Annotated in this window: 14 protein-coding genes; 7 read left to right on the top strand and 7 right to left on the bottom strand. The window is 62.5% G+C overall.

Annotation, left to right across the window (positions count from 1 at the left end; genetic code table 11):
* The first annotated feature begins 6 nt into the window (after window positions 1-6).
* On the top strand, window positions 7-1,386 hold the full coding sequence (locus tag ACEN8E_RS08865; protein ID WP_495592280.1) for a DUF1329 domain-containing protein: 1,380 nt from the start codon (window positions 7-9) through the stop codon (window positions 1,384-1,386).
* A 78-nt stretch (window positions 1,387-1,464) separates the two neighbouring features.
* On the top strand, window positions 1,465-2,442 hold the full coding sequence (surE, locus tag ACEN8E_RS08860) for a 5'/3'-nucleotidase SurE (RefSeq protein WP_495592279.1): 978 nt from the start codon (window positions 1,465-1,467) through the stop codon (window positions 2,440-2,442).
* Window positions 2,443-2,869: 427 nt separating this feature from the next.
* Here the strand turns inward: surE and ACEN8E_RS08855 are convergent, their stop codons facing one another.
* Genes ACEN8E_RS08855 through ACEN8E_RS08845 form a run of 3 tightly spaced genes read right to left on the bottom strand, consistent with a single transcriptional unit; the run spans window position 2,870 to window position 5,734 of the window.
* Complete coding sequence (locus tag ACEN8E_RS08855; RefSeq protein WP_495592278.1) at window positions 2,870-3,985, bottom strand: 3,4-dihydroxy-2-butanone-4-phosphate synthase; 1,116 nt, start codon at window positions 3,983-3,985, stop codon at window positions 2,870-2,872.
* Window positions 3,982-4,908, bottom strand: a complete 927-nt coding sequence (lipP1, locus tag ACEN8E_RS08850) for a LipP1 family hormone-sensitive lipase (RefSeq protein ID WP_495592277.1) — start codon at window positions 4,906-4,908, stop codon at window positions 3,982-3,984. The genes ACEN8E_RS08855 and lipP1 overlap by 4 nt, the downstream gene beginning before the upstream one ends.
* Window positions 4,895-5,734 (bottom strand): SDR family NAD(P)-dependent oxidoreductase, encoded by an 840-nt coding sequence (locus ACEN8E_RS08845; protein ID WP_495592276.1) that lies wholly within the window; start codon window positions 5,732-5,734, stop codon window positions 4,895-4,897. Before ACEN8E_RS08845 ends, lipP1 begins: the two co-directional genes overlap by 14 nt.
* A gap of 146 nt (window positions 5,735-5,880) precedes the next feature.
* On the opposite strand from ACEN8E_RS08845, the gene ACEN8E_RS08840 reads away from it, so the two are divergent.
* The 4 genes from ACEN8E_RS08840 to ACEN8E_RS08825 all read left to right on the top strand — a co-directional run bounded on the left by ACEN8E_RS08840 (window position 5,881) and on the right by ACEN8E_RS08825 (window position 9,376).
* On the top strand, window positions 5,881-6,924 hold the full coding sequence (locus tag ACEN8E_RS08840; RefSeq protein WP_429372844.1) for a 3-ketosteroid-9-alpha-monooxygenase, oxygenase component: 1,044 nt from the start codon (window positions 5,881-5,883) through the stop codon (window positions 6,922-6,924).
* A gap of 135 nt (window positions 6,925-7,059) precedes the next feature.
* Window positions 7,060-8,190, top strand: a complete 1,131-nt coding sequence (locus ACEN8E_RS08835) for a helix-turn-helix transcriptional regulator (protein ID WP_495592275.1) — start codon at window positions 7,060-7,062, stop codon at window positions 8,188-8,190.
* 86 nt (window positions 8,191-8,276) lie between these two features.
* A complete protein-coding gene (nudE, locus tag ACEN8E_RS08830; RefSeq protein ID WP_429372842.1) occupies window positions 8,277-8,825 on the top strand; it encodes an ADP compounds hydrolase NudE in 549 nt (182 codons plus the stop codon).
* A gap of 383 nt (window positions 8,826-9,208) precedes the next feature.
* A complete protein-coding gene (locus ACEN8E_RS08825; RefSeq protein WP_429372840.1) occupies window positions 9,209-9,376 on the top strand; it encodes a hypothetical protein in 168 nt (55 codons plus the stop codon).
* 64 nt (window positions 9,377-9,440) lie between these two features.
* On the opposite strand, the gene dmpG is transcribed toward ACEN8E_RS08825, so the two are convergent.
* From dmpG to ACEN8E_RS08805, 4 genes are read right to left on the bottom strand one after another with little or no spacing between them, the layout of a single operon-like run.
* The gene (dmpG, locus tag ACEN8E_RS08820) at window positions 9,441-10,475 is read right to left on the bottom strand and encodes a 4-hydroxy-2-oxovalerate aldolase (RefSeq protein ID WP_495592274.1); all 1,035 of its coding nucleotides are present in this window, start codon (window positions 10,473-10,475) and stop codon (window positions 9,441-9,443) included.
* 13 nt (window positions 10,476-10,488) lie between these two features.
* Entirely contained in the window at window positions 10,489-11,397 is a 909-nt protein-coding gene (locus ACEN8E_RS08815) for an acetaldehyde dehydrogenase (acetylating) (protein WP_495592273.1), read from the bottom strand.
* A gap of 18 nt (window positions 11,398-11,415) precedes the next feature.
* Window positions 11,416-12,207 carry a fumarylacetoacetate hydrolase family protein gene (locus tag ACEN8E_RS08810; RefSeq protein ID WP_495592272.1) on the bottom strand — a complete coding sequence of 264 codons (792 nt, stop codon included), beginning with the start codon at window positions 12,205-12,207 and terminating at the stop codon, window positions 11,416-11,418.
* Window positions 12,204-13,031 carry an alpha/beta fold hydrolase gene (locus tag ACEN8E_RS08805; RefSeq protein WP_495592271.1) on the bottom strand — a complete coding sequence of 276 codons (828 nt, stop codon included), beginning with the start codon at window positions 13,029-13,031 and terminating at the stop codon, window positions 12,204-12,206. Before ACEN8E_RS08805 ends, ACEN8E_RS08810 begins: the two co-directional genes overlap by 4 nt.
* A gap of 285 nt (window positions 13,032-13,316) precedes the next feature.
* On the opposite strand from ACEN8E_RS08805, the gene ACEN8E_RS08800 reads away from it, so the two are divergent.
* Window positions 13,317-14,093: an SDR family oxidoreductase gene (locus ACEN8E_RS08800; protein WP_495592270.1), complete on the top strand. Its 777-nt coding sequence runs from the start codon at window positions 13,317-13,319 to the stop codon at window positions 14,091-14,093.
* Window positions 14,094-14,098: the final 5 nt, after the last annotated feature.

Genomic DNA, 14,098 nt, shown 5'->3' with positions numbered 1-14,098 from the left:
CACAGCATGTCCAGATTCACCCAAACATTATTGAGCACCGCCCTGACCGTCGGCCTGCTCGGCAGTGGCCTGGCCTACGCCAAGGTCAGTCCCGAAGAAGCCGCACGCCTGGGCCAGGACCTGACCCCGATGGGCGCCGAAAAGGCCGGCAACGCCGACGGCAGCATCCCGGCCTGGTCGGGCAAATGGCGCGGCCTGCCACCGGGCCTCAAATACGCCGGCCCCGGCACGCCGTACCCGGATCCGTACGCGGCGGAAAAACCGCTGTTCGTGATCGATTCGAAGAACATGGACAAGTATGCCGACAACCTGACCGATGGCCAGAAAGCGCTGCTCAAGCGCTACCCTGATACCTTCAAGATCCCGGTGTACCCGAGCCACCGCGACTTCCGCCTCGATCAGAAGCTGGAAGAGCAGATCAAGAAAAACGCCGTCACTGCCGAACTCGACAATGACAACAACGACACGAAAAACGCCTGGGGTGCCTCGCCGTTCCCGATCCCGAAGAACGGCAGCGAGTTGATGTTCAACCATACCTTGCAGGGCCGCGCCAACACCGAAGAGGCCAACTACGGCCAGGCCGTGGTGTACGCCAACAAGGAAAAGGTCCTCGAAGAGGTCAATTACAAGATCTTCTCGATCTGGTCCAGCCCGGACAAATCCCTGGAGACGGCCAACGGTGTGCTCACCAACTTCCTGATCACCACCCTGGAGCCGGTGCGCAAGAAAGGCGAGATCGTCGTCGGTCACGAATTCATCAACCCGACCGCCGCCCCGCGCCAGGCCTGGCAGTACAGCCCGGGCCAACGCCGGGTACGTCGCGCACCGACCGTGGGCTACGACTCGCCGACCGGCGCCGGCGGTTTCCGCGTGTACGACGAAGACCGCTTGTTCAACGGTGCGCCGGACCGCTACAACTGGACCATCGTCGGTAAAAAGGAAATCTACATTCCGTACCACAACTACAAGATCGACGACCCGAGCGTAACGGCCGACCAGATCCTGTCCACCACCGGTCACGTCGATCCGCAGTACATGCGCTACGAGAAACACCGGGTCTGGGTGTTGCAGGCCAACCTCAAGGAAGGTGCTCGTCACGTGTACGCCAAGCGCGTGCTGTACCTCGACGAGGACACCTGGTCCGCGACCATGGCCGACAACTATGACAGCCGTGGCCAGTTGTGGCGCACCAACATGCAGACCTCGATCTACGCCTACGAGATGCAGCGCTACCACGCCCGCCTCGGCATCTACCACGACCTGATCGCCGGCTCCTACCTGGTTGACCGCATGCTGGTCGATCAGAAACCGGCCAAGCTCAACGCCACCGCCTTCACCGAAGACGAATTCACCCCTGGCAACCTGCGCAAACTCGGCACCCGCTAAAAACACCGCGCCCCGACCGATTCATTCGGTCGGGGCGTTGTGCTTTGTAAAATCCGCGCCTCCTACGGAAGACTGCCCATGAACAAACTCCTCACCGGCATCATCGCCATGGCCAGCGTTGGCCTGTCGATGCAAGCCAACGCCCTGAACATCCTGCTGACCAACGACGATGGCTGCCGCGCGCCGGGCATCGATGCGATGTACCGCGCCCTGACCGCAGCCGGGCACAAGGTCACCCTGGTCGGACCATTGAACGACAGCAGCGGCATCGGTGCCGCCAGCGTGGTCGTGCCGGGCCAGGCCCTGGCGGTGATCGAACTGGCGCCGGGCAAATTTTGCGTCGGGCCGCCGCAGGGCTACACCCCGCCTGCCGGCAAGACCTCTGCCATTGGTACGCCGGTGGATGCGGTCAATGTCGGACTTGATGTGATCCTCAAGGATTCACCGCCAGACCTGGTGGTGTCGGGCAGCAACTTTGGTGAAAACGTCGGCCCGCTGACGCAGATATCCGGCACCCTGAACGCTGCGGTGCGCGCAATGTTCAAGGGTATTCCGGCGGTGGCGGTGTCGACGGGTATCGACATGGACCTGATCATCCGCGACCAGCAGGCCGGTTACCGCAAGACCCTTGGTGCCATGGACGATACGGCGCGGTTTGCGGTGAAGGTCATTGAACAGGCGAGCCTGGCCGGGGCAGAAGCCAGACAGGCTTGCGCCAAAAACCAACACTCGTGCGAGCTGAACGTACTGGGCCTGCCGGGGGTGAACGGCTTGAACCTCAACTACCCGCCGCTGCCGCCAGGCGAAGTCAAAGGCGTAAGCTTTGCCCCGATCGGCAATTGGGATCGGGTGAACTTCACCTCACAGCGCGGCGCCGACGGCGTGGTCCATGTCAATCTCGCTGCCCCGTCGACACCGACCGCCATCCAGCAAAAGGCCGATGCCTATCAACTGTGGCAAGGCCACGCGGTGATCACCGTGATCGACGGCAACATGACCGCATCGGAGGCGGTGCAGGATCAGGCGAAGATGATGTTGCGGGGTATCAAACCCTGACACCGCACAAAACCTGTGGGCGTACGCAAATTCTACAGGCAACCGAAAATTACTGTAGGAGCGAGCCTGCTCGCGAAGAGGCCGGTACATTCGACATTGATGTCGGCTGCTAAACCGCCTTCGCGAGCAGGCTCGCTCCCACTGGGCCAGTGGGTGTACACAAAATCTGTGACCACCTCAAAACCACTGTGGGAGCGAGCCTGCTCGCGAAGAGGCCGGTACATTCGACATTGATGTCGGCTGCTAAACCGCCTTCGCGAGCAGGCTCGCTCCCACTGGGCCAGTGGGTGTACACAAAATCTGTGACCACCTCAAAACCACTGTGGGAGCGAGCCCGCTCGCGAAGAGGCCGGTACATTCGACATTGATGTCGGCTGCTAAACCGCCTTCGCGAGCAGGCTCGCTCCCACTGGGTCATTGATTGAAGTCAGATTGCCGGTTGGAACGGCACAAACTCGGTGACTTCCAGATCGAATCCGGACACCGCCTTGTAGGGAACCGGTGAGCTCATCAGGCGCATTTTGCGCACGTTCTGGTCGCGCAGTATCTGCGCGCCGATGCCCAGGGTCCTCTGCGGAAATTGCGGTGTACGCAGTTTGCCGCCGCTGCGTTGGCGCAATTGTTCGAGCACGCCGTCAGCGGTTTCCTTCTGTGCCAGCAACACCAGTACGCCGCAATCGGCGGCTGCGATGCTCGCCAGCGAACGCTCGAGGGTCCACTGTTGCGCCCCGCTCTCGCTTTCACACCCCAGCACATCACGCAACGTCTCGATGCTTTGCACCCGCACCAGCACTGGCTGGGTGCTGTCGATCCGGCCCTTGACCAGCGCCAGGTGCAACGAGCCCTGGTAGGTGTCCTGATAGGTCGTCACCTGGAATTCGCCGTGGCGGGTATGCAACGGGTATTCGCCACCGCGCTCGATCGTGCCTTCATGCAGGATGCGGTAGTGAATCAGGTCGGCGATGGTGCCGATCCGCAAGCCATGCCGCTGGGCGAACTCGTGCAACTCGGCACCACGGGCCAGTTCGCCATCCTCGTTGAGAATCCCCACCAGGGTTGCTGCCGGTTGCAGGCCCGCCAGACGCGTCAGGTCGCAGGCGGCCTCGACATGCCCGGCCCGCTGCATCACGCCACCGGGTAATGCCTGTACGGGGAAGATATGCCCCGGTTGCACCAGGTCCGCCGGGCCGCTGGCCGGGTCGACCGCCACCTGGATCGAGCGCGCCCGGTCCGCCGCCGAGATACCGGTGGACACCCCGGTGGCGGCTTCGATGGAGCGGGTAAATCCCACGCCATGTTGCGCCCGGGAGTTGGGCACCATCAGGTCCAGGCCCAGCGCACGGCAGCGCTGTTCGGTCAGAGCCAGACAAATCAACCCGCGCGCCTGCACTGCCATGAAGGTGACAGCCTCGGCGCCGGCCTGTTCGGCGGCCATCAGCAAGGAGCCTTCGCCGTTGTTTTCGTCGTCGGTGATCACCACCATCTGACCCGCGCCGATGGCCTCGATCAGTTGCGGCACGGTATGGAACGTCAGGCCGTTCATTTGAGGGCTCCACGCAGATCGACGCAGGCGTCTGACAACGCTTGCGCGGCGGCTTCGACAAACGGCGCCATGCTGATGAAACCGTGGATCATGCCTTCGCAGCGCTGCACTCGCACCGCAACTTCAGCCTCGCGCAGGCACTCGGCCAACGCCTCGCCCTCGTCCCGCAACGGGTCGAACCCGGCAGTGATCAACGTGGTCGGTGGCAAGCCTGCCAGGTTCTCGGCACGCAACGGCGAAGCCAGTGGGTCATCGGCCTGCGCCGGGGCTTGCAGGTACTGCTCCCAGAACCAGCGCATCGCCTTCGCCGACAACAGATAACTTTCGGCAAATTCCTCGAAGGACTGACTGTCGCAACCCGCATCGGTGACCGGGTAGAACAGGCACTGATAACTGACCTTCGGCCCCTTGCGTTGCGCCGCCAACTGACTGACCGCCAGCGCCAGGTTGCCCCCGGCACTGTCGCCGGCCACGGCCAGACGGCTGCCATCAAAACCAAGCTCGGCCGCCTGTTCGACCAACCAGCAAGTCGCCGCATAACAATCGAGCGGTGCTGCCGGAAACTTGTGTTCCGGCGCCAGTCGATAGGCGACAGACACCACCACTGCTTCGGTCTGGCGGGCCAGTGAGCGGCAGAGATTGTCGTGGGTATCAAGATTGCCCATGACAAAACCGCCACCATGGAAAAACACCAGCAACGGCAGGTTGTGCTCATCCGTAGGCCGATACAGCCGGGCATCCAGCTCACCCTCCGCGCCGGCCACCCGCAGGTCGCGCACCTCACTCATCGGGTCACCAGGGATGACCGGCAGCAGGTTGTCGGAGAACTGTCGGTACTGAACGGCATCGACCTGGCTGAAATCGGGTTCCGGGATGTCGCGAAACTGCTGGAGTACGCCAGCGATCTGCTTATCGAGCGGCATGGGCATCGTCCTCTACATCGGCCATTTGAAACTGCGGATTGGTCTCGCCCAGGATGCTTTTCACCCGGCGCTCAAGGGCCGCCTTGAAACCCTTGTGGGGCAGAATCCAGAAACGTTTTTGCGCGACGGCGGCGAACACTTGCGCGGCCAGTTCAGCCGGGGTCATGCCCTGGCGAATGGTGCTGTCGAGCAGTTGACTGAAGTCGGATCCGGCGGTGTCCACCACCTGGTTCGACGCCATGATTTCACTGGCTACCGGCCCCGGGCACAGCACCGAAACCGACACTGGCGCACCGAGCATGGCGAGTTCGTAATGCAGGGTTTCCGAGAGCGCGACCACGGCCTGCTTGGTCACGTTGTACGGCGCCATCAACGGACTGCTGACCAGCCCGGCAAGGGACGCGGTGTTGATCACATGGGCGGCACGGCCCTGACTGAGCAACAGCGGCACAAAGCTGCGAATGCCGTTGATCACGCCGTTGAGGTTGACGTTCAGCATGCGCTGCCATTGCGCCTCGGTGATTTCCCAGCTGAAGCCGGTCTGCATCACGCCGGCGTTGTTGAACAGCAGGTCGACCCCGCCAAAATGCTCGACAGCAAGGTCTCGCAAGCGCTCGACCTGCTGCACATCACCGACATCGGTGGCGCAGGCAATTGCTTGCACACCGCCGGCCGTCAATTCGTCGCACAGGGCTTGCAGGCCCGCTGCATCCCGATCCGCCAGCACCAGGCGCATGCCCAGCGTCGCCGCGTGTTCGGCCAGGCCTCGGCCAATACCGCTCGCGGCACCGGTAATCACCGCTACCGGCCCTTGTTCATCACTCATCGCCAACTCCTGCCATGGGTCCAATGGCGCCAGTAGAGCGGGCCTGCATAAAGCAGCCATCGTCCATTCAGACGATGCCCGCTTTTACAGGGCCGGCAGAATCCCTTACATGCGCCAACCCCGTGATCCCTTGGGAGAATAACAAGATGAGTACCCTGCACCGCATCGAAGCCAAACTGCTGGAAGACCGCTACGCCCGCGGCTGGCATTGCCTGGGCCTGGCCGCGCAATACCGCGACGGCAAGGCCCATCGCCTGGAGGTGTTCGGCACGCGTCTGGTGGCGTTCCAGGGTGAAGACGGCGAGTTGCATATCCTCGATGGCTACTGCCCGCACATGGGCGCCGACCTGAGCACCGGTTGCGTTGAAGGCAACTCGATCCGCTGTCCGTTTCACGCCTGGCGCTGGGGCGCCGATGGCGTGTGCGATGACATCCCCTATGCCAAGCGCATTCCGCCACGGGCCAAAATCAAAAGCTGGCCGATCATGGAAGAGAACCAGCTGCTGTTCGTCTGGAATGACCCCGAAGGCAACCCGCCGCTGCCCGAACAACGCATTCCGCGCATCGACGCCTGCTACAGCGACGAATGGGCAGCCTGGGAAGTCGCCGAATTGCAGATTGGCACCAACTGCCGCGAACTGATCGACAACATCGCCGACATGGCGCACTTCGGCACCGTGCACGGAGCGCCGGTCGAAGAGTTCATCAACGTTTTCGAAGGCCACCTGGCGACCCAGATCATGCGCGCCCGCAGTGAGCGCCTGTCGGGCGACAGCGTGTTGACTACCGAGGCCACCTATTTCGGCCCGGCCTATCAGATCACCGAGATGAACGGCGCGATGAACGGTCAGCCGATCCACTCGATCCTGCTCAACTGCCACGTACCGATCGATCTCGACAGTTTCACCCTGCGTTACGGCGTGCTGGTGAAAAAGATCCCGGGCTTGAGCGAAGAGCAGAACCAGGCGATGGCCAAGGCTTACGTGGCGCAGGCTCAGGCAGCCTTCTACGAAGACGTGGCCATCTGGCACAGCAAGACCCGCGTCGACAATCCGCTGCTGTGTGACGGCGACGGTCCGGTCTATCAGTTGCGCCGCTGGTACGAGCAGTTCTACACCGATGTCCAGGCGCTGTCGGCGGACGTTGCCGAACACAAGAAGTTTGTCGTGCGCGCCAGCGAACGGGTCTGACCCAGCGGCTTTTCGCCCGCCCCGGGCCTGAGCGGCAGCCGCCGGTCAGGCCCTGAGCCCGAGCGTTGCAAGGAGCCGATACCGGCGCTTATTCTCGGCCACCGCCAACGCTAATAATAAAAACGGTTTTTCCCCATGCAGCAGAGCCTCAGTCTCGATACGTTCAGTGATTTGATCGGCAACCTCTATCAGGGTCCGCTGGAAAACATTCCCTGGGCCACCTTTCTCAATCAACTCAACGTGCACCTGCACAGCAAATATGTGACCTTCATCCTGCGTCCGCCCAGCGCCCACGTGGACGGCTTGATGGTCAACACCACCGGCACCTCGACCGAGGCGACCGCGTCCTACAACAAGCACTTTTTCAGCCTCGACCCGTTTGTCGACCTGCCCAACCGCCAGGTCGTGACCCTCGCCGAGTTCGTCTCCAACGACGACTGGCAGAACTCCGAGTTCTACAAGAATTTCCTCGAGCCGGTGGACGTGTTCCACATCCTCGGTGCCGACATCAACACGGTCGATGGTGCGCAGTGCCGCATTCGCATCAGCCGCGGACGTGACGACAAGCCCTTCGGCAATGAAGAAAAGGCCATGCTCACGCATTTCATTCCGCACCTGGAGCGCTCGATCAAGATTCATATGCAGCTCAACCGTATCGAGGCCGAGCGCAACCTGTACGCTGGCGCGGTGAACCAGATGGCGGTCGGCACGATCATCCTCGACGAGTCCGGCAAGGTGCTGCAGACCAACCAGGTCGCCGACCGGCTGATCCAGGAAAAGGACGGCATCAAACTGGTCAACGATGGCCTGCAGGTCGGCACGGCCCGGGATACCCAGGAGTTCCGCCGACTGGTCAAGCAGTCACTGCTGTCGCAAAAGAGCAGCAACCCGTCGGTGGTCGAGGCTCTGCGCGTGCAGCGGCCGTCCGGGAAAGCGGACCTGGGGATCATCGTGCGCTCGGTGCCCTTGACGGACTGGAGCGAGGGCAAGCAGTGCCCGACCGTGGTGATTTTCATCAGCGACCCGGAGCAACAGTCCACTGCGCCACAGGAAATCGTTCGCGCGCTGTTCGACTTCACCCCGGCGGAAACCCAGCTGGCGATGTTGCTAGCCAACGGCCTGACCCTCGACGAAGCGTCGGAAGAGCTGGGCATCAGCCGCAACACCTCGCGGGCGCACTTGCGCTCGACCTTCTCCAAGACCGGCGTGACCCGCCAGACCATGCTGGTGCGCCTGATCCTGCGCAGTGTGGCGACCCTCGGCTAGCGGCCCTTGCCGCCTCGTCCGCTCGGACGATGGCGGCCTGCGTTGTACGGCGCACAGTGTCTGTATCCCAAACAGGGGACTGCCCCATGCGCAACTGCCCAACCATCCTCAAGACTGAACTGCTGGCGCAAAGCGGCCACTTTCAGATCGAAGCCCTGCACCTGCAATTCAGCAATGGCCAGCAACGGGTCTACGAACGCCTGCGCGGCACCGGTTATCGCTCGGTGATGCTGGTGGCGATGCCCGATCCGCAACATGTGTTGCTGGTGCGCGAATACGCGGTCGGTGTGGAAAAAACCATACTCGGCCTGCCCAAGGGTGGCGCCGAGCCCGACGAAGACTATTTGCAGGCAGCGCAGCGCGAGCTGAGCGAAGAAGTCGGCATGCGTGCCGAACGCCTGACCGAACTGGGCGAGCTGACACTGGCACCAGGTCACCTGTGCCATCGCTACAAGGTGGTACTGGCCGAACAACTGAGCCCCTGCCAACTGCAAGGCGACGAACCCGAACCCCTGGAATGCCTGCGAGTGCCCCTGGCCCATATCCCTGAACTGGTGGCCCGCGGCGAACTGCATGAAGCCCGGGCCATTGCCGCGTTGTTCATGGCAATAGGCGCCCTCGCCCAACGCGACTGACACAACACACTCCTGTGGGAGCGAGCCTGCTCGCGAAGAGGCCGGCACAGCCAACATCTGCTTCGCCTGACACGCCGTCTTCGCGAGCAGGCTCGCTCCCACAGGGGATCATGGCCAGGCACAGGTCCCGGGAACACCCGATAAACCTGTGGGAGCGAGCCTGCTCGCGAAGAGGCCGGTACAGCCAACATCTGCTTCGCCTGACACGCCGTCTTCGCGAGCAGGCTCGCTCCCACAGGGGATCATGGCCAGGTACAGGTCCCGGGAACACCACAAGGGGCGAGGCAGCGTCAATTCGATCAGCTAGTCCATTCGGACGAAGTCACCCTCGCGCTACCGCCATAACCTGTCTCTACAACAATAAAACCGTGTCGAGACCCATCATGCGCAAATCTACTTGTGCTCTGTTCATCATCCTCTGTGCGGGTACTTCCACCAGCCTGTGCCAACTGTTCAAGAATGAAGCCTACCGACCGACCACGGCCTACTTCAGCTGTTCGAGCGCAGCCATCAACTGTTATCCGCCAGTGGTGCGCAATCTGCTGCCTTGAGCGCGCTTTGCAACTGCCATAAAAAAACCACCGAATCATCGGTGGTTTTTTTGTTTCTCCGGGATCAGGTCGGCAACACGCCCCTGGCCCGCGACAGCGTCAGCGCCAGGTCTTCGATCATGTCTTCCTGACCGCCCACCGTGCCACGTCGCCCCAGCTCCACCAACAGTTCACGAGCAGCGATGCCGTACTTCTGTTCGGCACGTTTGGCGAACAGCAGGAACGAGCTGTAGACCCCGGCGTAACCCAGGGTCAGTGCATCGCGGTCGAGGCGGATCGGCTGGTCCATCATCGGCACCACCAGGTCTTCGGCCACGTCCATGATCTTGTACAGGTCCACACCACTGTTGACGCCCATGCGCTCAAGCACCGCGACGAATACTTCCAGCGGCGTATTGCCCGCTCCGGCGCCAAGGCCTGCAACCGATCCGTCGATCCGCGCAGCACCGGCCTCGATGGCCGCCAGGGAGTTGGCGATGGCCATGCCCATGTTGTGATGGCCGTGGAAGCCGACTTCGGTCCCGGCATTCAGTCCGGCACGCAGGGCACCGATTTTTTGCGTCACTTCATCGGGCAGCATGTAGCCGGCCGAGTCGGTGCAATAGATGCAATTGGCGCCGTAGCTTTCCATCAACCGCGCCTGCTCCAGCAGTTTCTCCGGGCTGACCATGTGCGCCATCATCAGGAAACCGACGGTGTCCAGGCCCATCTTCGCCGACATGCCGATGTGCTGGCCGGACACATCCGCTTCGGTGCAGTGAGTGGCCACGCGAATGGTCGACACGCCGTGCTCATGGGCCATCTTCAGATGGTCGAGGGTACCGATCCCCGGCAACAACAGGGCCGAGACCCGGGCCTGTTTCATCTGCGGGATCACCGCGGCGAAATACTCCTCGTCGCTGTGGGCGGGGAAACCATAGTTCAGCGACGCACCGCCCAGGCCATCGCCATGGGTGATTTCGATCAGCGGCACGCCCGCGGTATCGAGGCCGGTGGCCACCGAGACCATTTGTTCGATACTGATCTGATGCTGTTTGGCATGCATGCCGTCGCGCAGACTCATGTCGTGCAGGCGCACGCTCTTACCTTGCAAATTCATGGCAATTCTCCACTCAACGGACGGGCAGTTGCAGGGTGCCCTTGTGGGCTTCTTCGGCGAACATCTCGGCCGTGCGCAAACCGGCGGCGGTCATGATGTCGAGGTTGCCGGCGGACTTGGGCAGGAAATCGCCGAGGCCTTCGACCTCGATGAAAATCGACACCTTGCGCCCGTCGAACACCGGCCCGTTGATCAGCTTGTAGCCGGGCACATAGCGCTGCACTTCGCGGACCATCTCCAGCACCGAGGTGCGGATTGCATCCTGGTTCGGCTCGTCATCGGTCAGGCAGTGGATGGTGTCGCGCATCATCAGCGGCGGCTCGGCCGGGTTGATCACGATGATCGCCTTGCCGCGTCGGGCACCGCCGATCTTCTCAACCGCACCGGCAGTGGTGCGGGTGAATTCGTCGATGTTCTGCCGCGTGCCCGGGCCCACCGAACCTGAGGACACCGTGGCGACGATTTCGCCGTAGCTCACCGGCTGCACCCGCGACACCGCCGCCACCATCGGGATGGTCGCCTGGCCACCGCAAGTGACCATGTTGACGTTCATCGCAAGGCTCGAGGCGTGCTCCTTGAGATTGACCGGCGGCACGCAGTACGGGCCGATGGCCGCCGGCGTGAGGTCGATCATGATCACCCCGAGTTCGTTGAGCTTGCGGCTGTTTTCCGCATGCACGTAGGCCGAAGTGGCATCGAAGGCGACGCGGATGTCATCGTCGAGTACGTGCGGCAGCAAACCGTCGACGCCCTCGGCGGTGGTCTTGATACCCATTTCCCGGGCACGTTTGAGGCCTTCGGATTCAGGGTCGACGCCGACCATCCATACCGGCTCGATCCACTCCGACCGGCACATTTTCATCAGCAGGTCAGTGCCGATATTGCCCGGGCCGATAATGGCCGCTCTGAGTTTTTTGCTCATTGGGTCAAACTCCAAAAGTCAGGCGCAGAAAGACACCCGGGCACTGCCCAGGCCATCGATGGTCAATTCAAAACGGTCGCCGGCACGGGCCGGCTCCAGCGGTACCAGGGAGCCCGACAGGATGATTTCCCCGGCCTTGAACGGGATGCCGAAGGCGCCCAGGGTGTTGGCCAGCCAGGCCACGGCGGTCAGCGGATTGCCCTGCACCGCCGAGCCCAGGCCTTCACTCAGGGGCTGGCCATTCTTGAACACGCGCATGCGCAGGTTGGGCAGGTCCAGCTCACGTGGATCGACCTTGCTGTCGCCCAGCACGAACACGCCGCAGGAGGCGTTGTCGGCCACGGTGTCCTGGATGCGGATGCGCCACTCGTGAATCCGCGAGTCGACGATCTCGAAGCACGGCATCACGTATTCGGTGGCGTCCAGCACGTCGGCCTCGGTGATACCCGGGCCGACCAGATCACGTTTGAGCTTGAAGGCGATCTCGCCCTCGGCGCGGGGCTGGATCAGCTTGTTGGCGGCCAGGGAAATCAGCGCGTCGTCATCGAACGCCATCTGCCGCGTGATGAAGCCGAAATCCGGCTGATGCACGTTGAGCATCTGTTGGACCGCGGCCGAGGTCACACCGATTTTCTTGCCGACGATCTGGTCACCGGCCGCCACCCGACGCTCAATGGCGTACAGGGAAATGTGATAGGCATCCTCAATGCTGATCGCCGGCCAACGCTCGGTCAACGGCGCCAGGGTGGAGCCGCTGAGCAGCGCCTGATAAAGCTCTTCGCCGAACTCACGGCGCAATTGCACGCTCATCGGCGGGCCTCCTGAAGAAAGGCCAGGCACTGGCGGTTGAACAGGTCACGATGCTCGACCTGGACCCAATGCCCACATTCGCTGAGCATCACGAAACGGATGCCGGAGCAGTTTTCCAGCATGGTCTGGGCACCGGAGGACGGGCAGAACTTGTCGTTCATGCCCCAGAAACCGAGGATCGGGCACTGCAACTCGCCCAGGCGCGCAGTCATGTTCGGCACCTGCATGGTCGACAGCACGCACACCGGTTGCTGCTGCACCACAGCCACCCGCTCGTTGACCGTCTCGTCGCTGATCAGGGTTTCATCGAACAATTGCAGGGCCAACAGGCGACGCATGCCCGCCGCATCGTTCAGCTCACCTTTGGCGAAGGCCGCACCCATTTTCTGGATGCCTTCCATCTGCAGGTAATACTGCTCCTTTTCCATCAGGCCACCGGGCGCCATCAGCACCAGGCGACTGACGCGCTGCGGTTGGTCGAGGGCCAGTTTGATCGCGATCGCGCCACCCAGGGAGTTACCGACCAGCACGCAACGCTGGATATCCAGGGTGTCGAGCAGCCCGCTCAGGGCGGCAACGAAGAAGTCCAGGGTGTAGAGGGTGTCGGGTTTGTCCGAAGCGCCGTAGCCCGGCAGGTCCGGGACGATGACCCGGTAGCCGGCTTCGGCGAACACCGGGTAGTTCTGCTTGAAGTTGCTGTGACCGCTGGCACCCGGCCCGCTGCCGTGAATGAAAATCACCGGCTCGCCGCTGCCGGTGTCTTTGTAGTGCAGCTGCAAACCATCCGGCAGCGTAACGAAGTGCCCTTGCGCTGAAGCGCCCATAAGGTGTCCTCCCGGCCTGTTGTTGTCGCCGGATTATTCCGAGCACCCGGACAATCAACATCGTCCGACAGGACTACGCGCCTGCACTGCCTGCACTGTAGGAGCGAGCTCGCTCGCGATGGTGGTCAACGATGACGCTGGATGCCTGATACCCCGCGGTGTTCTCAGGTTCATCGCGAGCAGGCTCGCTCCTACAGGCAATCTCTAGTCTCATTGGACGTTGGCCAACGGGGTCGGCAGACCTAGCATCGAACGTATTACCAACCCACAAAATGAGGCCCCCCCATGCTTGATCCGATGGACTTTCGCGGCAAAGTGGTACTGGTCACCGGCGGCGGCAAAGGTGTCGGGCGCGGCATCAGCCAGCGCTTCCTCGAGTGCGGCGCCGACGTGGTGATCTGCGGTCGCGAAGCCCCGCCAACCCTGCCTGCCAGCGGCGAGCGCGAGGCGTTGTTCGTGGCTTGCGACCTGCGCGACGTCGAGCAATCGGCAGGCCTGATCGCGCAGATCGTCGAGCGCTTCGGCCGCCTCGATGTGCTGGTCAACAACGCCGGCGGCTCGCCGAATGCCGATGCCGCAACGGCCTCGCCGCGTTTCAGCGAAGCGATCATCCGCCTGAATCTGATCGCGCCACTGAACCTGTGCCAACAAGCCAATCAGGTGATGCAGGCCCAGGCCGACGGCGGTGCGATCATCAACATCTGCAGCGTCAGCGCCACCCGCCCTTCCCCCGGTACTGCTGCCTATGGCGCGGCCAAGGCCGGCCTGCTGAACCTGACCACTTCGCTGGCAGTGGAATGGGCGCCCAAGGTGCGGGTCAACGCCGTGACCGCCGGGCTGATTCTCACCGAGCAGGCGGCCATGCATTATGGTGACGACGCGGGCATTGCCCGGGTGGCGGCGACCATTCCGCTGCAACGCCTGGCAAACCCTGAAGATATTGGTGATGCCTGTTTGTACCTGGCATCAACGCTGGCCCGCTATGTCAGCGGCGCGGATATCGCGGTGCATGGCGCAGGTGAACGCCCGGCGTTTCTCGACGCGGCCCAATCCCATTCATAAGAGGA

Source organism: Pseudomonas sp. Pseusp9, from assembly GCF_059491265.1.
The sequence above is the reverse complement of the archived record's forward strand: the minus strand, read 5'-3'. Positions and strand labels throughout refer to the sequence as shown.